Raw genomic sequence first — 21,906 nt, forward strand, 5'->3', positions numbered from 1 at the left:
GACGCGGCCTGACGCACAGTTTTACGCGCTCGGCCCGCAAAGAAGAATGCGAAGATATCGACGTAAACATCGATTTTCATCGATGTATGGAAGGGGATGAACGTGCTGGGGAATCTGTCGACCCTCGATCTGCGGTTGATCCGCGTGTTTCTCGCGGTCACGGACGCGGGCGGCGTCTCGGCCGCGCAGGCGGTGCTGAACGTCGGGCAGTCGACGATCAGCGCGCAGCTTTCGTCGCTCGAGACGCGGCTCGGCTACCGGCTCTGCGAGCGCGGCCGCAGCGGTTTCCGGCTCACGCCGAAGGGCGAGCGGTTTCACGCGATGAGCCGCAAGCTGCTCGCCGCGCTCGACGAATTCGGGATGGCCGCGCGGCACATGGACCGCCAACTGGTCGGCACGCTGCACATCGGCCTGATCGGCCATACGCCGGTGAGCCAGAACGCGCGGATCGCCGAGGCGATCGCCGCGTTCCGCACCCGCGACGAGGCCGTGCGTTTCTCGATTTCCGTGCGCGCGCCTGGGGATCTCGAGGAGAAGCTGCTGAGCGACGAGATCCAGATCGCGGTCGGCTATTTCTGGCACCGGGTGCCGTCGCTGCACTACACGCCGCTGTTCATCGAGCGCCAGGTCGCGTACTGCGGGCGCGGCCATCCGCTGTTCGACGGCGCCGGCGAGTTGACGCCGGCCGACGTCGCGGGCTTCGAATGGGCGTGGCGCTCGTATCCGCTGCCCGAAGCGCAGATGTCGACGACGCCCGACCGCGTGACCGCGACCGCCGACAACATGGAGGCCGTCGCGCTGCTGATCCTGTCCGGCCACCACCTCGGCTACCTGCCGCAGCACTTCGCGGCGCCTTACGTCGCGCAAGGGCTGCTCACGCCGCTCAATCCGGAGCAGTTGCGCTACGACGTGACGTTCCACATGGTCGTCGCGCGCAACGGGCGCGGCAATCCGCTCGTGGAAGCGTTTCTCGAGGATCTCGAACGCGCGCACCAGCCGCCCGACATCGCATAGGCTGCCGGCCTCAACAATGTGAACCAGTGTTGCGGCGGGGCAGCCCGACGCGGCCCACATCGATCGGCGTCGACGTGACGAACCGAGGAGCGCCGGGTGCGGCTTGCGTGTGCCGTCCGCCCGCCGGCATCACGGCACCGGTAGCCCCGCGTCGTGCTTGACCTCGCGCAGCGACAGCGCCGATTCGATCGACGTCACGCCCGGCAGCATCCGCAGCGATTCGCGCAGGAACGTGCCGTAGTCGTCGAGATCGCGCGCCACGACCTGCAGCAGATAGTCGGCCGTGCCCGCCACGTTGTGGCACGCCAGAATCCGCTCGATGCCAAGGACTTCCCGCTCGAAGCGATCGGCGGTCTTGCGATCGTGCGTCGCGAACCGCACGAGCACGAATGCGACGACGCCGAAACCGAGCGCCTGGCGTGACAGCTGCGCGCGGTAGCGCTCGATGTAGCCGTCGTTTTCGAGTCGCTTCAGGCGCCGCGCGCAGGGCGTCTCGGAAAGGCCCACGGAATCGGCGAGGCGCGCGATCGGCAGGCGGCCGTCGCGCTGCACTGCGGCAAGGATGGCGCGGTCGGTTTTGTCGAGTTCGGTCATGTTGGCGGAATCCTTTTATGGATTGCATGATTGTGGCGGATTCCCCTACGGATCGCCAATCCTGAACCAAAGATGGCCAATAATCCCTCGCACTCTGGCGGCAACATATCGTCGTAAGAGGACAGGGGCAGACCATGATTTCCACGCATTTGCTGTTGATTTATCTCGCCGCGCTGGCGGCCATTTACGCGGTGCCGGGGCCCGACATGGCACTCGTGCTGCAGACCAGCATCGGCCGCGGCGTGCGGCCGGGGATGGCGGCGGCGGCCGGCCTGTCGCTCGCACGCACCGCGCACGTGACGCTGTCCGCCTGCGGCGTCGCGGCGCTGATTCGCAGCGCGCCGTGGCTGTACGAAGTGATCCGCTACGGCGGCGCGCTCTATCTCGCCTATGTCGCGATCCAGGTGTTCCGCTCGCCCGTGTTCGCGCTCGGCGACGGCGATGCGGCGGCCTCGGCGGGCGAACTGCGCCAGTCGTTCGTGAAGGGCCTGCTCACCAACCTGCTGAACCCGAAGGCGCTGCTGTTCTGCTCGGTGCTGCTGCCGCAGTTCGTGCGTCCCGAGGCCGGGCCGGTCATGTTGCAGATGTTCGAGCTGGGCGCGCTGCTGGTGGCGGCCGGCGTGTGCTTCGACCTCGCGTGCGCGTTCGGCGCGTCGCGGATCGCCGCGTGGATGCGCGCGCATCCGCTCGCGCAGACGGTGCAGCGCTGGACGTTTTCCGCGGCGCTGATCGGCTTCGCACTGCGCCTGTCGATGGACTGAGTGCCGAGGCGGCGGCGCGCCGCCGCAGGTCGCGCGGTGCGTTGCCGCACTCGATGCAGGCCGTGCGCAACGCCGGCCCGTGCGCGCGCCCCGTCGCAGAAGGGCATGCGCGCAAATCGTCTGACTGTTCTAAACTCCCTGTTACTTCGCGCTGCGCGAACCGACCGACCGAACGGAACCGTCTCCCGCCGGCCCTGTCCGATTTCCTGGCTGTTCCGTGCAACGCGGTACCAAGGAGGGTCTGAACATGGCAAGGCATCTTCACGCCGACCGTGAACCCCGAATCGTCGCCGAGTCCAAGTGCCTCGGCCCGTGCGATCCGGCAGAACGCATCCACGTCACGATCATGTTGCGGCGGCAGGAAGAAGGGCAACTCGATACGTTGCTTCACCAGCTCGCCACCGGCGACGCGCAAGCGAAGCCGGTGTCGCGCGCCACCTTCGCGCAACGCTTTTCCGCGAATCCCGACGATATTCGCAAGGCCAAGGACTTCGCGCATCGTCATCAGCTGACGGTCGATCGCGTCGATCCCGTTGAAAGCGTGGTCGTGCTGTCCGGCACGATCCAGCAGTTCGAAGCCGCGTTCAGCGTCAAGCTCGAGCGCTTCGAGCATCGGTCGATCGGCCAGTATCGCGGCCGCTCCGGCCCGATCGCGCTGCCCGACGAGCTCGGCGATGCCGTCACGGCCGTGCTCGGCCTCGACAGCCGTCCGCAGGCGCGGCCGCACTTCCGGCTGCGGCCGCCGTTCAAGCCCGCGCGCGGCGGCGCATCGAGCGTCACGTTCACCCCGATCCAACTGGCCTCGCTGTACGGCTTCCCGGCCGGCGATGGCGCCGGGCAATGCATCGCGATCATCGAGCTCGGCGGCGGCTACCGCGCGGCCGACATCCAGCAGTATTTCCGCGGGCTCGGCATCACGACGCCGCCGACGCTCGTCGACGTGAACGTCGGCACCGGCCGCAACACGCCGACCGGCGACCCGAGCGGCCCGGACGGCGAAGTCGCGCTCGACATCGAGATCGCCGGCGCGATCGCGCCGGCCGCCAAGATTGCCGTCTACTTCGCGCCGAACAGCGACGCGGGCTTCATCCAGGCCGTCAACGCGGCCGTCAGCGACACGACCCACAAGCCGTCGGTGATCTCGATCAGCTGGGGCGGCCCGGAGGCGATCTGGCAGGCTCAGTCCGCGCAGGCGTTCAACCGCGTGCTGCAGGCGGCCGCCGCGCAGGGCATCACGGTGTGCGCGGCATCGGGCGACAGCGGTTCGGGCGACGGGCTGCAGGACGGCGCCGATCATGTCGACTTCCCCGCATCGAGCCCGTACGTGCTCGGCTGCGGCGGCACGCAGCTCGACGCGCTGCCCGGGCAGGGTATCCGCAGCGAGGTCACGTGGAACGACGAGGCGGCCGGCGGCGGCGCGGGCGGGGGCGGCGTCAGCACGCTGTTCGACCTGCCGGCGTGGCAGCAGGGGCTCACCGTCACGCGCACCGATGGCAGCAGCACACCGCTCGCGAAGCGCGGCGTGCCGGACGTGGCCGGCGACGCGTCGCCGCAGACCGGCTACGAAGTGTCGATCGCCGGCACGGCCACGGTGATGGGCGGCACGAGCGCGGTCGCGCCGCTGTGGGCCGCGTTGATTGCACGGATCAATGCGGCGGCGAGTGCGGCGGCGGGCGGTGCGACTGCCGGCTGGATCAATCCGGTGCTTTACAAGAATCCGGGTGCGCTGCGCGACATCACGCAAGGATCGAACGGTACGTACGCGGCCGCGCAGGGCTGGGATGCGTGTACGGGCCTCGGCAGCCCGAACGGCGCGCAGCTCGCCGCGATCCTGACGCGCAAGCCGTCGAGCTGACGGCCGCGTTACACGTCTTTCCGTATGGCGCGGGCTTCCTGTCCGCGCCTTTTTCTCACCTCCAGGAGCAGCACGATGGGCATCGATTCCGCATCTTCCGGCGGCGTGTATCCGCTGCATCACGGCGACCACAACTCGCATGGCGTGCCGCCGACCATCAACCCGGTCGCGCTGAGCCACGGGCGCGACCAGCCGTTCTTCGATCCGGTCGCATACGGCAACGGCCCCGACGACTCGGTGACCGACACGACCGAGGCGGCTGCGATCACGCATCACACGATCCTGATCGACGGGAAGCGCATCGCGTATACGGCGACGGCCGGCCACCTCGTGACGGTCGACCCGAGCAGTTCGCAGCCGGCCGCGAAGCTCTTCTACGTCGCGTTCACGGCCGACGGCGCGAAGGAAGAAACGCGGCCCGTGACGTTCTTCTATAACGGCGGGCCAGGCTCGTCGTCGGTGTTCGTGCTGCTGGGCTCGTTCGCGCCGAAGCGCATCAAGACGTCGATGCCGGGTTTCACGCCGCCCGCGCCGTACCAGATGGAGGACAACCCGGACAGCATGATCGACCACAGCGACCTGGTGTTCATCAACCCGGTCGGCACCGGCTATTCGGCAGCGGTTGCGCCGAACAAGAATCGCAACTTCTGGGGCGTCGACCAGGATGCGGATTCGCTGAAGCAGTTCATCAAGCGCTACCTGACGAAGAACAACCGCTGGAATTCGCCGAAATACCTGTTCGGCGAATCGTACGGCACCGCGCGCAGCTGCGTGCTCGCGTACAAGCTGCACGAGGACGGCGTCGACCTGAACGGCATCACGCTGCAATCGTCGATCCTCGACTACCGGCAGGCCGGCAACCCGGTCGGCGCGCTGCCGACCGCCGCGGCCGATGCGTGGTATCACAAGAAACTCGGCGTCACGCCGGCGCCCGCCGATCTCGGCGCGTTCGTCGAGGAAGTCGCGCAGTTCGCGCGCACCGACTACCTGACCGCATTGCGCAACGTGCCGCATGCCGACCCGGCCGCCGTGAAGAAGCTGTCGCAATACACGGGCATCGACACGGCGACGCTGCAGACGTGGGGGCTCGACATTGCGGGTTACAACGCGCGCGGCAATTCACTGTTCCTGACGACGTTGCTGCAGGCACAGGGGCTGGCGCTCGGTTCGTACGACGGCCGCGTGACCGGGATCTCGTCGGGCATCGCCGGCAAGATCGACCCGAACTCCGGCGGCAACGATCCGACGATGACGGCCGTGACGGGCGTCTATACGGCGATGTGGAACAGCTACCTGAACGAGCAGTTGAAGTTCACGTCGAGTTCCGCGTTCACCGACCTGAACGACCAGGCGTTCCAGAACTGGGATTTCCATCACACCGACCCGACCGGCGCGCAGCAGGGCATCGATGCGCAGGGGAACGTGATCCTCTACACGGCCGGCGATCTCGCGGCGGTGATGGCGTTGAACGTCGACCTGAAGGTGCTGTCGGCGAACGGCTTCTACGATTTCGTCACGCCGTTCTACCAGACCGTGATCGACCTGCAGCAGATGCCGCTCGAGGATCAGAAGGTGCGGCAGAACCTGTCCGCGCGTTTCTATCCGTCGGGGCACATGGTGTATCTCGACGGCGGCTCGCGTACCGCGCTCAAGCGCGATCTCGCGGCGATGTACGACGCGACGGTCAGCGATACGGGCGCGCGGATGCGGATTCGTGCGCTGCAGGCGACGAAGACGGGCGGCCACGCGTAGCGGTGCCCGTCAGTAAGACGCCGCGCGCAGCCATGACGGTGCGCGCGGCGTTTTTTTAACCTGGCCGGCTTACGCGGCCGGCCAGTCGAACATCGTGTACGGCAGCGCGCGCTTGTGGCGCGACGCGTCGTAGAAGCGCAGCACGGTTTCGTACACGTGGTCGGCGACGGGCTTGCCTTCGAGGAAATCGTCGATCTCGTCGTAGGTGACGCCGTACGCATGCTCGTCGGGGCGCAGCGGGCGCAGTTCCTCGAGGTCGGCGGTCGGCACCTTCATCACGATCAGTTCGTCGCCGCCGAGCGCACGGGCCACCGCACGCACGCGACGCTTGTTCAGCCCCGCGAGCGGCAGGATGTCCGCGCCGCCGTCGCCGAACTTCGTGAAGAAACCCATCAGCGACTCGGCCGCGTGATCGGTGCCGATCACGATGCCGCGCCGCGCGCCGGCCACCGCGTACTGCGCGATCATGCGCTCGCGCGCCTTGACGTTGCCGTGCACGAAGTCCTGCTGGGCAGGCGTCTCGAACGCATGGCCGGACGCGACCAGCGCGGCGAGCATCGCGTCGGCGGCCGGCTTCACGTTGACGGTCAGTTCCTCGTCCGCGCGGACGAACGCGAGCGCGCGCTGTGCATCGGCTTCGTCGTTCTGCACGCCGTTCGGCAAGCGCATCGCGATGAAGCGGGCATCGTAGCCGCCGGCGCGCAGCTTTTCGACCGACAGCTGGGCGAGCCGGCCGGCCGTCGACGAATCGACGCCGCCGCTGATGCCGAGCACGTAGGTCCGCAGGCCGGTCGAACGCAGGTATTGCGCGAGGAACTCGACGCGGCGGGCGATTTCGGCCTCGGCGTCGAAGTGCGGGGCGACGTTCAGTTCGGCAATGATCGCGCGTTGGCGGCTGGCGTAATCGGCGGATGTCATGAAAGGAGTTCCGGAACGAAATCAAGGCGCCCATCATAAGCGCAATCGCGGCGCGGCGCCGCGCCGGGCGTGCGATCCGGCGATTTCGCGTTGCTTCGGCGAGACGGGCCGCCTCGCCGTGGTGCACGGTGCGCCGGGCGGGTGCAGCGATGTCGTGTAACGGGCGTTCGCGCGGCCGGTATGCGATGCGCGTGGCGGCTGGTGTGGGCGCGGCTGCATGGCGCCCCACACGGTCGGCCGCGTCAGCGCCGCGCGAGCACGACGCCCACCAGCGCGAGCGCGAAGCCGGCGAGCTGGATCGCCGCGAGCGTCTCGCCGAACAGCCAGTAGCCCTGCAGCGCGGCCAGCGGCGGCGCGAGGAACAGCAGCGACGTCGCGCGTGCGGCGTTGCCGCGCCGCAGCATCCACATCAGCATCGTGACCGCGCCGCCGGACAGGAACACGACGCCCCACACGAGCGATACCCACAGCGCCGGCGCGCCGATCCAGCGCGTCTCGTGCAGCAGCGCGACGAAGATGGCCGCGACGATGGCCGCACCGAAGTTCTGGATGGCAACCGCCGTGCGCAGGTCGCTCTGCGCGAGCTTGCCTTTCTGGTACAGCGAGCCGGCGGTGATCGACCCGACCGCGAGCACCGAGACGGCAACGACGAGCCACGCCGGCGCGGCGCCCGGCGGCGGCGCGACGCCGCCCGTGACCTTCGGCGCCAGCACGAGCGCGACGCCGGCGAGGCCGAGCGCCATCCCGAACCAGCCGCGCGCGGGCAGGCGCTCGTTGAACAGCGGGACGGCGAGCACGGCGGTGGCGAGCGGCTGCAGTGCGCCGAGCAGCGCCATGACGCCGGCGTTCAGCCCTTGCGCGACGGCCCAGTAGCTCGCGCCGAGATAGACGCCCTGCAGCAGCGCGCCCGCGATCAGGTGGCGCGGCCATTCGCGCCGGGCCGGCCACGGCGCGCGGGAAACGAGCGCCACCGCGCCGAACAGCGCGGCCGTGCCCGCGAAGCGCGCGAGCAGGAACAGGTTCGGATCGGCATAGGGCTTGATTGCCCGCGCAACGATGAAGCCGGTGGACCAGAGGGCGACGAAAGCGGCGGCGACGAGCGAGGTCAGCATGCGTGGCGGGCCGCGACGCGGCCGGACAGAATCGTGAAGTCGGCCAGTATCGGTGGAAGTGAAGCGGGCGTCTTGTCGAATCCTGCACTCATGCCGCGTGCCGCGCGGGCGGCCGCCGGTGCCGGGAGAAGGCGGGGCGCCGCCCCGGGATGAGGAACGTTCGAGCGTGAAGCCGCGGCGATCAGTCGATCGAGAACGTGTCGAGCGGCTGGTTGGCGCGTGCGTCGGTCGCGAAGCGCGCGGCGAGCTGTTCGTAGAGCCGGCGGGCCTCGTCGAGCGTCAGGTCGATCCAGTACGGATCGCCGGCCGCGTCGTTGAGACGTTCGGGCGGAAACTGGATTTCGATCACACTGCCTTTGCGATACATGGCGCGAGCCCCTTTGCTTGGTCGGTCGTTCGGCGAAGCGCAAAGTGTAGCAACCGGCGCCGCGCCGATTCGCGCGCGTCAGGCAATACAGAATTTCGCTTTCGGGAAACGCGGCCCGGCGGGTTTCCCGCCGCAGTCAAATGCCGGTCAAACGGCCGTAATACAATGGCCGGCTTACCCATAACCAGTCGCCTCGGGCGCACACGCGATGCTGGCGGAACAACGTCATCAATTCATCCTGTCGGAACTCGGACGGTCGGGCGCATTGTCGGTCGCGGAACTCGTCCGCTCGCTCGACGTGTCGCGTGAGACCGTGCGGCGCGACCTGAACGCACTGGCCGCACGCGGCCTGCTCGTGATGACGCACGGCGGCGCGCTGGCCGCGGATCGCCGCGAGCCGAGCCTGTCCGAGCGCGAAGCCGCGAACGCGGAGGCGAAGCGCACGATCGGGCGGCGCGCGGCCGAGTTCGTGCCCGATGATGCGTCGGTACTGATCGATTCGGGCAGCACGCCGCATGCGGTGGCGCTCGCGCTCGCCGACCGGCACCGGCTGTCGATCTACACGAACGACTGGCGCACCGCGTTCGTGCTCGCGCGGCGCAACGGCAACCGCGTGACGCTGCTCGGCGGCGAGCTGTCCGACGACGAGGACGCCACCTTCGGGCTCGACACGATTCAGCAGCTCGCGCAGTACCACGTCGATTTCGCGTTCGTCGGCGCCGGCGGCATCACACCCGACGGCGAATGCACCGACTACTCGCGGCTCGCGGCCGAGGTGCGCAGCCGGATGATCGCGGCGGCCGGCACCGCGATGATCGTCGCCGACCATTCGAAATTCGGCCGCGTGACGCCGGTGCGGATCAACGGCACCGGCGCCGCCCGCTATCTCGTGACCGAGCGCGCACCTGACAAGGTCGTGCGCCGTGCGCTGACCGCGCGCGGGATCGAGCTGCTCGTGTGCGACTGACGCGCGTCCGACATACAAGGTTCATCGAACCGTCATCCGCAGGGAAGAACCGCCGTCAAGACTGACCCATTCACCTCGACCGGCCGCAGGCCAGGGAGCAACGAATGACCGTCAGCGTGCGCAGCTATCTTTCCCCCACCCTGGTCCTGCTGGCCTTCGACTGGCCCGATGCGGCGTCGCGATCCGATTTCCTCGGCTTCGCGATCCGGCGCACGCCGGGCTTCTGGTCGGCCGACGGCAAGACGCGCGCGCCGGACAGCTGGCTGCCGAACCGCCTGACGTTCGATGGCCCGGCCGCGCACACGCAGGGCGACGCGCCGACCGATCAGGCGCCGATCCAGAAATTCATGTGGTGGGATGCACGCATCGATCCGCAGGATCGCGGCGCGGCGTTCCGCTACGACGTGTATCCGGTCGTCGGCACGCCGGCGAACCTGCAGGTGCTCGACGCGCAAGCCGGCGTGTGCGACGTCGTGCTGCCTGCGCATATCGAGGACGGCATCGGCACGTGGTTCAACCGCGCGGTGGTCAGCTCGCAGGCCTTCGCGAGGCAGGTGGCGGCGCTGGGCCTCGCGCCGAATGCGGCGCCGAGCTCCGCGCAGGCGCTGACGCTGCGCACGTGGCTCGCGAACGACATGGAGCAGGTGTTCGCGGAGATGCTCGACCCCGCGTCGCGCGCGGCGTCGGCGGTCTATCACCTGACCGACACGCTGTGGGCGCTGCCCGCGTTCGAAGCGTTCGGGCGCCAGCACGGTGAAGCGTCGCTCGCGATCGTCTACGACGCGCATACGACGGCGCGCAAGGGCAAGCCGCCGCTGCCGTCGCCGAACCAGCCGGCCGTCGACGCGCTGCAGGGTCTCGCGACGCTCGCGCCGCGCGACAAGACGCACATCATGCACGACAAGTTCATCGTGACCGATGCGTCGTCGAATGCGGCGCCCTCACGCGTGCTGACCGGTTCCGCGAACTTCACGACCGAAGGGCTCACGGAGCAGGCGAACGTGCTGCACGCATTCGACTCGCCCGCGCTCGCCGCGCTGTACAACGATCGCGCGCATGCGCTGGCAGGGAATCCGTCGATCGCGGAGACGGCGAAGCTGTCGCCGGGCTGGTCGGAACCGATGACGATCGGCAGCGCGCAGGTGCGGCTCGCGTTTTCGCCGGAGCCGGCGGGGCAGCGCACCGAGATCGACACGATCGTCGCCGCGATCGCGGCCGCGAAGCATTCGGTGTGCTTCTGCCTGTTCATGCCGACCGACGCGGCGCTGCGCGACGCGTGTTTCGCGGCCGGCGACCGCGGGCTGATGATGTTCGGGCTGGTGAACAAGATCAACGTCGGCAGCGCGACGAAGGCCGATGCCGGGCAGCAGGGCGGCCAGACGCTCGATGCCGCGACGCTCGCGAACCTCGAGCTGTACCACCGCAGCCGCGACAACCACGACGTGATCGATGCCGCGTATTTCTCGCCGGCCACCGTGCCGCAGGGTTTCGAGCCGGAATTGCGGTTGTTTCCGGGCGAGCCGGCGCCGGCCTTTCCGCCCGTCGTGATCCATCACAAGTTCATCGTGATCGATGCGGAGGGCGCGAATCCGGTCGTCTACACGGGCTCGGCGAACATGAGCCGCAATTCCGAGCAGTACAACGACGAGAACCTGCTCGAGATCCGCGACCAGCGGATCGCGGCGATCTATCTCGCGGAATTCCTGCGGCTGTACGAGCACTATCGCGCGCGGGCGCTGGCGATCAATGCGAAGCAGCACGGCACGGACGGGGGCACGGGCGCGCATGCGCGGCTCGCGCTTGCACCCGATTCGAGCTGGGCGAAGAAGTATTACGTGGCGGGAAGCCCGGAGGCGAAGGCGCGGATCGCACTGGCGTCGACCGCGCCGACGGACTGACCCACGAGAGCATGCCGGGCGCGGATGTCGCGCGCCCGGTTCGAGTCTGGCAGGGAAACCGTCTGCTTATGCGGCGACGTAGCGCAGCACGGCGTCGGCGATCGTGTCGCGGTGCCGCGCGCGCAGGCGCGGCGCCGACGGGTCGCGGCCGAATGCGGCGCCGAACGTGTAGCGGTTCGACACGCGGTGGAAGCAGAACGAGCTGATCAACAGGTGCAGGTCGAATGCGTCGATGTCCTTGCGGAACGCGCCGCTCGCCGCGCCGCGCTCGACCAGTTCCTCGAGCGTCTTGATGATGCTGACGTTGCGGTTCTTGAACGACTTGAGCTGTTCGAGATACTTCGCGCCGTGGATGTTCTCGATCGACACGAGGCGGACGAAGTCGCGATGCTTGTCGTGATAGTCGAACGTGAATTCGACGAGGCGGCGCATGCCCTCGCGCGGCTCCATGTCGCCGACGTGCAGCTCCTGCTCGAGCGCGCGGATGTCGCCGTACACCTTCTCCAGCACGGCCTCGTACAAGCCTTCCTTGCTTTCGAAGTAGTAATAGAGCATCCGCTTCGTCGTGTTCGTACGCTCGGCGATGGCATCGACGCGCGCGCCGGCGAGGCCCATCGCGGAGAACTCCTGCGTGGCGACGTCGAGGATGTTGCGCTTGGTTTGCTCGGGATCGTATTTGCGCCGCGCATCGGACGGAAGCGCGCGGGTGTCGGACGTGGCGGCCTTGCTTCCTGCTTTCATGTGGACTTATTGTGGCTTCGGCGGCTTGGAAAAGCCATTCTAGCATGTGGGAAATTCCCGCCCGGCCGACCTTCCGCTCTAATCGGCAGGGCGGTTTCGGCCGCCGTGGCCGCCGCTCAGCGGCGGCAGGACGCGAGCGCGTCGCGGGCCTGGTACGCCGTGTACGTGAGCTGCGCGGCAGCGAGGCCCGCCAGCCCGAACGTGCGCGTGAGCCCGAACGCGTTGAAGCCTTCCGGCACCGGCCGGCCTTCGGCCAGCGTGGCCGCGAGCACCTCGCCGGCCACCGTGGTCGGCGCCATCCCGTGGCCGCCGAATGCGATCGCGTGCCACACGCCGTCCGCGTCGCGGCCGATCTGCGGCATCTTGTGCCGCGCGTAGCTCATCAGCCCGCCCCACGCGTAGTCGACCTTCACGCCTTCCAGTTGCGGATACACGCGCAGCAGGTCGCGCCGCAGCAGGCGCGCGATCGCGTCGGGGCCGCGGTCGAGCACGGAGATCCGGCCGCCCCACAGGATGCGCGTGTCCTTCAGCGGACGGTAATAGTCGAACGCGAAACGCGTGTCGTAGATCGCGTACGGCGCGTCGATCGCGTCCGGCAGGCGCGCGCCGAGCGGTTCGGTCGCGATCACGTAGGTCGCGATCGGCAGCACCGCGCGCTCGATGCGCGGCGACACGCCGCGCGCGTAGCCGCCGCCGGCGAACACGACGTCCTTCGCGCGCACCGTGCCCTGCGCCGTACGCACGACGTACCCGGCGCCTTCGCGCGCGATGCCGAGCGCGGCCGAGCGTTCGTACACGCGCGCGCCGCCGTGCGAGGCGGCCGCCGCGACGCCGAGCACGTACTTGAGCGGATGGAAATGGAAGGCATTCGGCTCGAACAGGCCGCCGTAATAGCGCTGCGTCTTCAGCCGCTTGCGCAGCGCGTCCGTCGAAACGGGTTCCCAGTCGACGCCGAGCTCGTCCTTCATCAGCGTGCGTACGCTGTCGAGCCGGGCAGGATCGTCGAACCAGTTCGCGAGCATCACGCCCTGGTCGACGATGTCGCAGTCGATGCCGTAGCGCGCAATGCGCGCGCGGATCAGGTCGACCGCGTCGACGGTGAGCCGGTACAGCCGGCGCCCTTCGTCGCGGCCGAGCGTGCGCAGCAGGTCGGCGTTGTCGAGGCTGTAGCCGCCGAAGACGAAGCCGCCGTTGCGGCCCGATGCGCCGAAGCCGACGCGTTCGCTGTCGAGCACGACGACGTCATGCACGCCGCGCTCGACGAGGCCGAGCGCCGTGCACAGGCCGGCGAGGCCGCCGCCGACGATGCAGACCTGTGTGTCGATCGTGCCGGTCAGTTGCGGGTAGGGCTGGCGGGTAACGGTGGCTTCGTAGAAGTTCTGCATGCGATTTCGTTGACTCTTGACGGCGGAAAAACAGACGGCGCGCGTCGATCTTGCCTGAACGTGCGCGCCGCGTCGAATGGGGGTTGTCTGGGCACCGGCCGCCGCGCCTGGGCGGCGGCCGGTGCGGTGCAGGCCGATCCGCGCGATCAGGCGCCCGGCGTCGGGTTGGCCGGACGGGCGCCGTAGCCCGCGTAGCCGGTTTCAGCTTGGGGCGCGGGCTCGGGCGTCGCGTTGCGTTCGATCCAGGGAGCGATCTCCATGTCTTCGTAGCGTACGAGACGGCATTTGCGCACGATCGCGTAGCCGAGCCAGATCGCGAGGAAGAACGGCAGGCCGATGTAGGTCGCGGCGACGCCGACCCAGTCGATCTTGTCGGAGAGGAACGCCTGGTAATCCTGGCCGAGCGCGATCACCGCGCACAGCGCGAACGCGAACAGCGGGCCGAACGGGAACCACTTCGACCGGTACGGCAACTGGTCGAGCCGGTAGCCCTGCTTCAGGAAGCCCTTGCGGAAGCGGTAGTGGCTGACCGCGATGCCGAGCCACGTGATGAAACCGGCCATGCCCGACGTGTTCAGCAGCCACAGGTACACGGTCTTGTCGCCGTACAGCGACGTGAGGAAACACAAGGCGCCCACGGCCGTCGTCGCATACAGCGCATTGCGCGGCACGCCGCCGCGCGACAGCTTCGCGAAGATCTTCGGCGCACGGCCTTCGACTGCGAGGTTGTAGAGCATCCGCGTCGATGCATACATGCCCGAGTTGCCGGCCGACAGCACGGCCGTCAGGATCACCGCGTTCATCACGCCGGCCGCGAACGCGAGGCCCGCGTGGCGGAACACGAGCGTGAACGGGCTCACGCCGATGTCGGTCACGTCGCTCTTCAGCAGGCTCGGGTCGGTATAGGGAATCAGCACGCCGATCACGAAGATCGCCAGCACGTAGAACAGCAGGATGCGCCAGAAGATCTGGCTCACCGCACGCGGGATCGTCGTGCGTGGGTTTTCCGATTCGCCAGCCGCGACGCCGATCATCTCCGTGCCCTGGAACGAGAAGCCCGCGATCATCGCGACGCCGAGCATCGTCGCCCAGCCGCCGGCGAACGGCGCGTCGCCGATCGTGAAGTTGCCCCAGCCCGCGCTCGGGCCGCCCTGCATGATCCCGAAGATCATCAGCAGGCCGACGCCGACGAACGCGAGCACCGTCAGCACCTTGATCAGCGCGAACCAGTATTCGGCTTCGCCGAAGCCGCGCACCGACAGCGCGTTGAGCGCGAAGATCAGCGTGAGGAACAGCGCGCTCCACCAGACGCCCGGCACATGCGGGAACCAGTAGTTCATCACGAGCTGCCCGGCGACGAGCTCCACCGCCAATGTCACGGCCCAGCTGTACCAGTAGTTCCAGCCGAGCGCGAAGCCGAAGCCTTCGTCGACGAACTTCGCGCCGTAGGTCGCGAACGAACCCGACACCGGCATGAACGCGGCCATCTCGCCGAGGCTCGTCATCAGGAAATAGACCATCAGGCCGATCACCATGTACGCGAGCATGGCGCCGCCGGGGCCGGCCTGCGAAATCGACGCGCCGGACGCGACGAACAGGCCCGTGCCGATCGAGCCGCCGATCGCGATCATCCGCAGATGGCGTGCCTGCAGCGCACGGTGGAGGGACGGCTTCGCGGGCGGCGAGCCGGAGGGGCGGGGCGAATCGGGGCGGGCATCTGAATGCATGGCGGGCGCTGGGCGCTGTCTCCGGGATTGTTTTTTCGGTGACGAAGCGCGACGCGTTGCCGGGCAGCGGTGATGCGGTGCTGAAACGGGCCGGGTGAGCGGGCCGCGATGCGTGTCGCCTTCGTCTGTCGTCCGGCAGCCGTGGTGGCGGCCGGCGGCGCGCCGGGTGCGTTGCACCTCGACGTCGCAACGATTGTGTGTGCCCGGTGCACGGGCGGCAAACGATATTTCCGAACAGGGTGATGCGGCTTTGTCATCAACTTGTGCACCGTCACGGCATCGCCGATGCCCGGTCACGGGCCTTGGATAAGTCTGATATCAGCGAAGAAACGCACGGCGTCATCCCGCCCGGGTGTTGCGTTTTCGGAATGAAGTCGTGAGTTAATATCAATAGCGGCCCGCCTTGTGGCCACCGACAATGTGTTTCATGGATCGTGCCCTGCGAGGCGGGAGCGCGCCGTCCGGCGGGCTTCCGGCGGCGGCGCGGCGCGATGCGCCCAATGGCGCACCGGGCCTGCCGCGCGGCGCATCCGCTTGCACAGGGCGCGCGAACGCGCTCCAATCGAATCACGCGGGCGGCGTTGCCGCCGCACCGATCAATCTGTCCCTGAAGAGGAAGTGATGCAATTCAACGACATTCTTGCCGCGCTCGATATCGATCTCGCCCAGTGGAAAGGCAATGCGCTGACCGCGCGTTCGCCGCTCGACGGCGCGACGCTCGCGACGCTGGCCGTCGACACGCCCGCCGACGCCGAGCGCAAGATCGACGCCGCGCACGACGCATTCCTCAAGTGGCGCACGGTGCCGGCGCCGGTGCGCGGCGAACTCGTGCGCGTGTTCGGCAACGTGCTGCGCGAGCACAAGGCCGAGCTCGGCCGCCTCGTCACGCTCGAAGCCGGCAAGATCACGTCGGAAGGCCTCGGCGAAGTGCAGGAAATGATCGACATCTGCGATTTCGCGGTCGGTCTGTCGCGCCAGCTTTACGGCCTCACGATCGCGTCGGAGCGCCCGGGCCACCGGATGATGGAAACGTGGCACCCGATCGGCGTGTGCGGCGTGATCTCGGCGTTCAACTTCCCGGTCGCCGTGTGGGCCTGGAATGCCGCGCTCGCATTCGTGTGCGGCGATTCGGTCGTGTGGAAGCCGTCCGAGAAGACGCCGCTCACCGCGATCGCATGCCACGTGCTGCTGCAGAAGGCGATCCGCGAGTTCGAGAAGACCCACCCGGGCGTCGCGCCGGCGGAGCTGAGCCAGCTGGTGCTCGGCATGCGCGATGTCGGCGAGGTGCTGACGGCATCGAAGAAGGTGCCGGTGGTCAGCGCGACGGGCAGCGTGCGGATGGGCCAGGAAGTCGCGAAGGTGCTGAGCCAGCGTCTCGCGCGCGGCATCCTCGAACTCGGCGGCAACAACGGGATGATCGTCGCGCCGAGCGCCGATCTGGATCTCGTGGTGCGCGCGGTCACGTTCGCGGCGGTCGGCACGGCCGGCCAGCGCTGCACGACGCTGCGCCGCCTGATCGTGCATCGCAGCCTGGTCGAGCAGCTGCTGCCGCGCATCGAGAAGGCCTACGCGTCGGTGAAGGTCGGCAACCCGCTCGAAGAAGGCACGCTGGTCGGCCCGCTGGTCGATCGCGCGTCGTTCGATGCGATGCAGAAGGCGCTGGGCGATGCACGCGAGCAGGGCGGTGAAGTGAAGGGCGGCGAGCGCGTCGACGTCGGTCACGCGGATGCATACTACGTGCGTCCGGCCATCGTGCGGATGCCGAAGCAATCGGCGGTGGTCGAGCGCGAAACGTTCGCACCGATCCTGTACGTGATGGTCTACGACAACTTCGACGATGCGATCGAACTGCACAACGCAGTGCCGCAAGGCCTGTCGTCGGCGATCTTCACGAACGACATGCGCGAGGCCGAGCAGTTCATGTCGGCAGCGGGCAGCGACTGCGGGATCGTCAACGTGAACATCGGCACGAGCGGCGCGGAAATCGGCGGCGCGTTCGGCGGCGAGAAGGAAACGGGCGGCGGCCGCGAGTCGGGTTCGGATGCGTGGAAGGCTTACATGCGCCGCGCGACGAACACGATCAACTACAGCCGTCAGCTGCCGCTGGCGCAGGGCGTGAAGTTCGACGTGTGATGCGGGGCGCCCGGGAGGGCGCTGCGTAGAAGGAGAAAGGGCCGGCTGCCGCGTGGCGGTGCCGGCCCTTCGTTCATCTGCGCGACGGCAAGCGTGCGAGCCGCGTCATGCGTCTCCCGCCGCCGGCATGTTCTGCACGACCAGCATCTGCGGGCTCGACAGCGTGATGCCCGCCGCGCGCAACTGCTTCAGGATCTCGAACAGCAGGTCGCTCTTCGTCGAGCCGGCGATCCGCGGGCTCGACACGTAACCCGTCACGCTCAGCGTGATGCCGTCCGGCGTGAGCTGGCTGAACGTGACCGACGGCGCCGGCTTCTCGAGAATCGCCGCATGCGAGCGATAGGCTTCGAGCAGCAGGTCGCGCACCTGCTCGGGATCGGTGTTCAGCGGGAACGTCAGCACCAGCGTCGCGACGCCCTGCGTGCTGTTGCCCATCGTCACGTTGCGCAGGTTCTGCGAGATCAGTTGCGAGTTCGGCACGATCACGGTCGAGCGGTCGCTGAGCTGGATCTCGGTCGCGCGCACGTTGATGCGGCGGATGTCGCCTTCGACGCCCGCGATGCTGATCATGTCGCCCACCTTCACCGGGCGCTCGGTCAGCAGGATCAGCCCCGACACGAAGTTTTTCACGATCTCCTGCAAGCCGAAACCGATGCCCACCGACAACGCACTGACGATCCACGCGAGGTTGTTCCACCGGACGCCGAGCAGCCCGAGCGTCATCAGCACGAGCAGCACGTAGCCGACGTTGGTGAACAGCGTGATCAGCGACACGCGCATCCCGGTATCCATGCCGAGCGCGGGCATGAACTCGCTGTCGAGCCAGCGGCGCAGCGAGCGCAGCAGGTAGAAGCCGATCGCGAACCCGATTCCCGCGTTCATGATCCGGTCGGGCATGATGTTCAGGCTCTGCAGCCGCTGGCTGCCGATCATCGCGACCGCGCTGTCCATCAGGTCGCCCGGCGTCGTGCCGAAGCCGCCCGTCAGCAGCGCGATGGCCGCGATCAGCATCAGCAGGCTCGTGCCGAAGCCGGACAGGACCGTGCGGGCCTGGTCGAGGTGGCGATCCTCGAGCGCGAACAGGTGCTTGATCTGCTGGCCCGTCGTCAGGCTCGACGAGAACAGGCTTTCGCTCGCGTCGCGCGTCAACTGGATCAGGATGTAGGTAGCGCCCAGCACGATCTCGAACCACACGAGCTCGTAGGTAATGAAGCGCGCGACCGTGATGTAGCCGATCAGGAGTGCGATCAGGGTCGCGATGATGGCCAGCGTGACGGCGGCATGGATCAGCCCGGCGAGCGTCGAGCGCTGCTCGGGCGCTTCGCCGGCGGCCGCGAGCGCGCTGCGCGCACGGTTCGAGCGCAGCAGCGATGCACCGACCGTCACCGCGACGACGAGCGACACGATCCCGCGGCCGAACAGCGTGACCGACAGGCTGGTGTCGACGATCCGGTTGATCGATTCGAGCGTGCCGGACACCAGCAGCAGCGCGGCCAGGATGCCGGGGAACGGCTTCATCGCGAGCGCGACCGGATCGGCGAGCGCGGGCAGGCGCCATGACGGATGCTTCGTGCAGAGCAGCGCACGGCCGAGCCCGGCGATCAGGGCGCAGGTCGCGGCGAGCTTGGCGAACTGGTCCCACAGATCGTTCAGCGCCGGCGTGAGGTCGTATTGGCGCGCGACGGCGAGGTAAAAGATCTGGACGGCGATGGCGGTTGCCAGCAGCGTCGACAGCGCGGTCGACAACGCCAGCGCGCTGCGGCGCAAACGGGTGGCCGGCAGGCGGTTCACGCAGAACCACGCGAGCCCGCGCTCGATGAGCCGGCGGCCGCCGATCCATGCCGCGAACGCGGCAACCAGCAGCAGCACCGTGATCGCCTTTTGTCCGGGCACCCACGACGAGCGCAGCATGTCGAGCATTTCTTCGTCGAAATCCCCGAGCCGCTGGGCGTCGTCCGGTGAAAGATGGAACAGCGGCAGCCAGAACTGCGCACTGAAAATGCCGCCCGAACGGAACGCGAGCTGGTTCTTCAGCAGGCCGCGATGCAGCTTCGCGAACTGCTCGTTCAGGTTCGTGAGGCTGGCTTTCTGGTCGGCGGCCTGCTTCAGCGCCGCGTCGAGCTGCGTCTTGCGCGCGTTCAGCGTGGCCCGTTGCTTCGCGACGGCCGGCGTTTCAGGCGCGGCGCCGTCGGCGGGCGGGGGGCCGAGCACGTCGAGCTGCCCCTGGATCTGCGCACGTTGCGGCACGAGATCGCTCTGCAGCTTCTCGACATCGGTGCTCAACTCCTGCGTCGAGTCGCTGAGCCCGTCCAGCTCCTTGCTGTTGGACGCGTTCGAGGTCTGCTGTTTGATGCGGTCCAGTTCGGCCTGCATCTGCTTGAGCTGTGCGACGGCGTCGTTCAGCGAGATGGCCGGAACGGGCGCGACGACGCCGCTCGCGTTCGGTGCCGAGGCGGCCGCCGGAAACGCCGACGCGGTCGCGATCGCCACGAACTGCAGCAGCGCGATCAGGGCGATCCGGCGAGCGTAGGTGGATAGTCGTTGTATGAACATGGAATGCTTACGATTTGCCGACAATTCAGGTCGCCGAAAGGCGCCCGGAAGCCGGTGGTTGGCCCGGTAGCATGTTACCGGGGTGTGGAACGCGTGGTTGTACCGATTGCGTACCCCGTTTGTGGTGATTCCGGTGGTGCGTGCCCGCGCGAAACGGCGCACCAGGCCCGGACGGTGGGGCCAGCGCCCCCGCGATATGGCGCCGGATAGCCGTTCCGGCGCGTTTCCCGTACCCGACAGACGGTTACGCAAGTTACACATTATCTGGCGCAAAAATGGGGTATCCGAAGCGGTTCGGCGGCCGGGGGCTGCACGTCATCGCGTTCGAGATATCGGGGCCGGGGTGCGCTCGCACCAGACGGACCTGCCGGTACAATGCAGCGATTCGCCCGATGGCGGCTCGCGGGTCGCCGGACAACAATACGACACGATCAGGAGACGCGCCCACGATGGCCTCAACGGACAGCCTTTCGCAGGCACCTGCCCAATCCTCACACGTCGACCCCGGCTCCATCTCGGCCCGTCTCGACCGCCTGCCGCCCACCCGCACCGTCTGGAAGCTCGTCGTCCTGCTGAGCCTCGGCTTCTTCTTCGAGCTCTACGACCTGCTCTATAGCGGCTACGTCGCCCCCGGCCTCGTGAAAAGCGGAATTCTGTCCGCGACGACGCACGGCCTGTTCGGCACCACGGGCGTCGCGAGCTTCATCGCCGCGCTGTTCTCCGGGCTCTTCATCGGCACGATCGCGTGCGGCTTCCTCGCCGACCGTTTCGGCCGCCGCGCGATCTTCACCTGGTCGCTGCTGTGGTACACGGCCGCCAACGTCGTGATGGCGTTCCAGGACACGGCCGCCGGGCTGAACTTCTGGCGCTTCGTCGTCGGTCTCGGCCTCGGCGTCGAGATGGTGACGATCGGCACGTACATCTCCGAGCTCGTCCCGAAGCAGATCCGCGGCCGCGCATTCGCGTGCGAGCAGGCGGTCGGGTTCGTCGCGGTGCCGGTGGTCGCGTTCCTCGCGTACCTGCTCGTGCCGCACGCCCCGTTCGGCCTCGACGGCTGGCGCTGGGTCGTGCTGATCGGCGCGCACGGCGCGCTGTTCGTATGGTGGATTCGCCGCGAACTGCCGGAAAGCCCGCGCTGGCTCGCGCAGCAGGGCCGGGTCGAAGAAGCCGATCGCATCATGCGTGCGCTCGAGGCGAAGGTCGAAGCCGAATACGGCCGGCCGCTGCCGCCGCCCGCGCCTGCCGAGCCCGTGCCGCCGCGCGGCAGCTTCCGCGACATGTGGGTGCAGCCGTATCGCAGCCGCACGATCATGATGACGATCTTCAACGTGTTCCAGACGGTCGGCTTCTACGGCTTCGCGAACTGGGTGCCGACGCTGCTGATCAAGCAGGGCATCACCATCACGTCGAGCCTGATGTATTCGAGCGTGATCGCGCTCGCCGCGCCGGTCGGCCCGCTGATCGGCCTCGTGATCGCCGACCGCTTCGAGCGCAAGTCGGTGATCGTCGCGATGGCGGCGGCGATCGTCGTCTGCGGGCTGCTGTTCAGCCAGACGACGGTGGGCGCATTCCTGATCGTGCTCGGCATCGGCCTCACGCTCGCCAGCAACATCATGTCGTACAGCTTCCACGCGTATCAGGCCGAACTGTTCCCAACGTCGATCCGCGCACGGGCCGTCGGCTTCGTCTATTCGTGGAGCCGCTTCTCGGCGATCTTCTCGTCGTTCGTGATCGCGGCGGTGCTGAAGGGATTCGGCACGTTCGGCGTGTTCGCGTTCATCGCGGGCGCGATGGTGATCGTGATGGCCGCGATCGGGTTCATGGGGCCGCGCACGAAGGGCATCGCGCTCGAAACCATTTCGAAGTAAACGGGGGTTGCGCACGCATGTCGCACGGTTCGTGCGGCGTACGTGCGATGCGATGGCGATTGCATCGCGCATACGGCATGTACCGCGTATCGGGAGTGATCTGGCATCCGAATTGATTTGAAGACCCAGTCGTGCCGTGGCGAATCACACCGCTTTCTGTCTAGATCGCGAACGCCCAATAAATCAGACTGCCACGTAACGAACAAGCAAACGGCAACGAGTTGAAACAAAGCGTGACGAAGCGCAAAACCACGACGTTCG

General features: G+C 67.9%; 16 protein-coding genes. 8 read left to right on the forward strand and 8 right to left on the reverse strand.

Features of this window, described 5'->3' with window-relative positions; all coding sequences use genetic code 11:
• Positions 1-102: 102 nt before the first annotated feature.
• Positions 103-1,014, forward strand: a complete 912-nt coding sequence (locus CFB43_RS19420; protein ID WP_089498073.1) for a LysR family transcriptional regulator — start codon at positions 103-105, stop codon at positions 1,012-1,014.
• Between the two features lie 129 nt (positions 1,015-1,143).
• Here CFB43_RS19420 and CFB43_RS19425 read toward each other — a convergent pair whose 3' ends face one another.
• Positions 1,144-1,608, reverse strand: a complete 465-nt coding sequence (locus tag CFB43_RS19425; protein WP_046549763.1) for an Lrp/AsnC family transcriptional regulator — start codon at positions 1,606-1,608, stop codon at positions 1,144-1,146.
• Between the two features lie 134 nt (positions 1,609-1,742).
• On the opposite strand from CFB43_RS19425, the gene CFB43_RS19430 reads away from it, so the two are divergent.
• From CFB43_RS19430 to CFB43_RS19440, 3 genes are all read left to right on the forward strand, one after another.
• Complete coding sequence (locus tag CFB43_RS19430) at positions 1,743-2,369, forward strand: LysE family translocator (protein WP_089496188.1); 627 nt, start codon at positions 1,743-1,745, stop codon at positions 2,367-2,369.
• Between the two features lie 247 nt (positions 2,370-2,616).
• Positions 2,617-4,224 (forward strand): S53 family peptidase, encoded by a 1,608-nt coding sequence (locus tag CFB43_RS19435; protein WP_089496189.1) that lies wholly within the window; start codon positions 2,617-2,619, stop codon positions 4,222-4,224.
• A gap of 75 nt (positions 4,225-4,299) precedes the next feature.
• On the forward strand, positions 4,300-5,976 hold the full coding sequence (locus CFB43_RS19440; protein ID WP_089496190.1) for a S10 family peptidase: 1,677 nt from the start codon (positions 4,300-4,302) through the stop codon (positions 5,974-5,976).
• 69 nt (positions 5,977-6,045) lie between these two features.
• Here the strand turns inward: CFB43_RS19440 and nadE are convergent, their stop codons facing one another.
• From nadE to CFB43_RS19455, 3 genes are all read right to left on the reverse strand, one after another.
• Positions 6,046-6,894 (reverse strand): ammonia-dependent NAD(+) synthetase, encoded by an 849-nt coding sequence (gene nadE / locus CFB43_RS19445; RefSeq protein WP_089496191.1) that lies wholly within the window; start codon positions 6,892-6,894, stop codon positions 6,046-6,048.
• Positions 6,895-7,136: 242 nt separating this feature from the next.
• Positions 7,137-8,006, reverse strand: a complete 870-nt coding sequence (locus CFB43_RS19450) for a DMT family transporter (protein ID WP_089426693.1) — start codon at positions 8,004-8,006, stop codon at positions 7,137-7,139.
• A 181-nt stretch (positions 8,007-8,187) separates the two neighbouring features.
• Positions 8,188-8,373, reverse strand: a complete 186-nt coding sequence (locus CFB43_RS19455) for a hypothetical protein (RefSeq protein ID WP_006480515.1) — start codon at positions 8,371-8,373, stop codon at positions 8,188-8,190.
• A 208-nt stretch (positions 8,374-8,581) separates the two neighbouring features.
• On the opposite strand from CFB43_RS19455, the gene CFB43_RS19460 reads away from it, so the two are divergent.
• Both CFB43_RS19460 and CFB43_RS19465 read left to right on the forward strand, forming a co-directional pair.
• The gene (locus tag CFB43_RS19460; RefSeq protein ID WP_089496192.1) at positions 8,582-9,340 is read left to right on the forward strand and encodes a DeoR/GlpR family DNA-binding transcription regulator; all 759 of its coding nucleotides are present in this window, start codon (positions 8,582-8,584) and stop codon (positions 9,338-9,340) included.
• A gap of 104 nt (positions 9,341-9,444) precedes the next feature.
• The gene (locus CFB43_RS19465; protein ID WP_089496193.1) at positions 9,445-11,238 is read left to right on the forward strand and encodes a phospholipase D-like domain-containing protein; all 1,794 of its coding nucleotides are present in this window, start codon (positions 9,445-9,447) and stop codon (positions 11,236-11,238) included.
• Between the two features lie 66 nt (positions 11,239-11,304).
• On the opposite strand, the gene CFB43_RS19470 is transcribed toward CFB43_RS19465, so the two are convergent.
• The 3 genes from CFB43_RS19470 to CFB43_RS19480 all read right to left on the reverse strand — a co-directional run bounded on the left by CFB43_RS19470 (position 11,305) and on the right by CFB43_RS19480 (position 15,091).
• The gene (locus CFB43_RS19470) at positions 11,305-11,979 is read right to left on the reverse strand and encodes a TetR family transcriptional regulator (protein ID WP_011353990.1); all 675 of its coding nucleotides are present in this window, start codon (positions 11,977-11,979) and stop codon (positions 11,305-11,307) included.
• Positions 11,980-12,095: 116 nt separating this feature from the next.
• Positions 12,096-13,364 (reverse strand): NAD(P)/FAD-dependent oxidoreductase, encoded by a 1,269-nt coding sequence (locus CFB43_RS19475; RefSeq protein WP_089496194.1) that lies wholly within the window; start codon positions 13,362-13,364, stop codon positions 12,096-12,098.
• 146 nt (positions 13,365-13,510) lie between these two features.
• Entirely contained in the window at positions 13,511-15,091 is a 1,581-nt protein-coding gene (locus CFB43_RS19480) for an amino acid permease (protein ID WP_089496195.1), read from the reverse strand.
• 621 nt (positions 15,092-15,712) lie between these two features.
• Here CFB43_RS19480 and amaB point away from each other — a divergent pair.
• A complete protein-coding gene (gene amaB / locus CFB43_RS19485) occupies positions 15,713-17,224 on the forward strand; it encodes an L-piperidine-6-carboxylate dehydrogenase (RefSeq protein WP_069252500.1) in 1,512 nt (503 codons plus the stop codon).
• Positions 17,225-17,329: 105 nt separating this feature from the next.
• Here amaB and CFB43_RS19490 read toward each other — a convergent pair whose 3' ends face one another.
• Positions 17,330-19,777, reverse strand: coding sequence for a DUF3772 domain-containing protein (locus tag CFB43_RS19490; protein WP_089496196.1), 2,448 nt, complete (start codon positions 19,775-19,777; stop codon positions 17,330-17,332).
• 449 nt (positions 19,778-20,226) lie between these two features.
• On the opposite strand from CFB43_RS19490, the gene CFB43_RS19500 reads away from it, so the two are divergent.
• A complete protein-coding gene (locus tag CFB43_RS19500; protein WP_089496198.1) occupies positions 20,227-21,645 on the forward strand; it encodes an MFS transporter in 1,419 nt (472 codons plus the stop codon).
• Positions 21,646-21,906 lie beyond the last annotated feature (261 nt).

The sequence above is a fragment of the Burkholderia sp. AU15512 genome, assembly GCF_002223325.1.
Classification (GTDB): domain Bacteria; phylum Pseudomonadota; class Gammaproteobacteria; order Burkholderiales; family Burkholderiaceae; genus Burkholderia.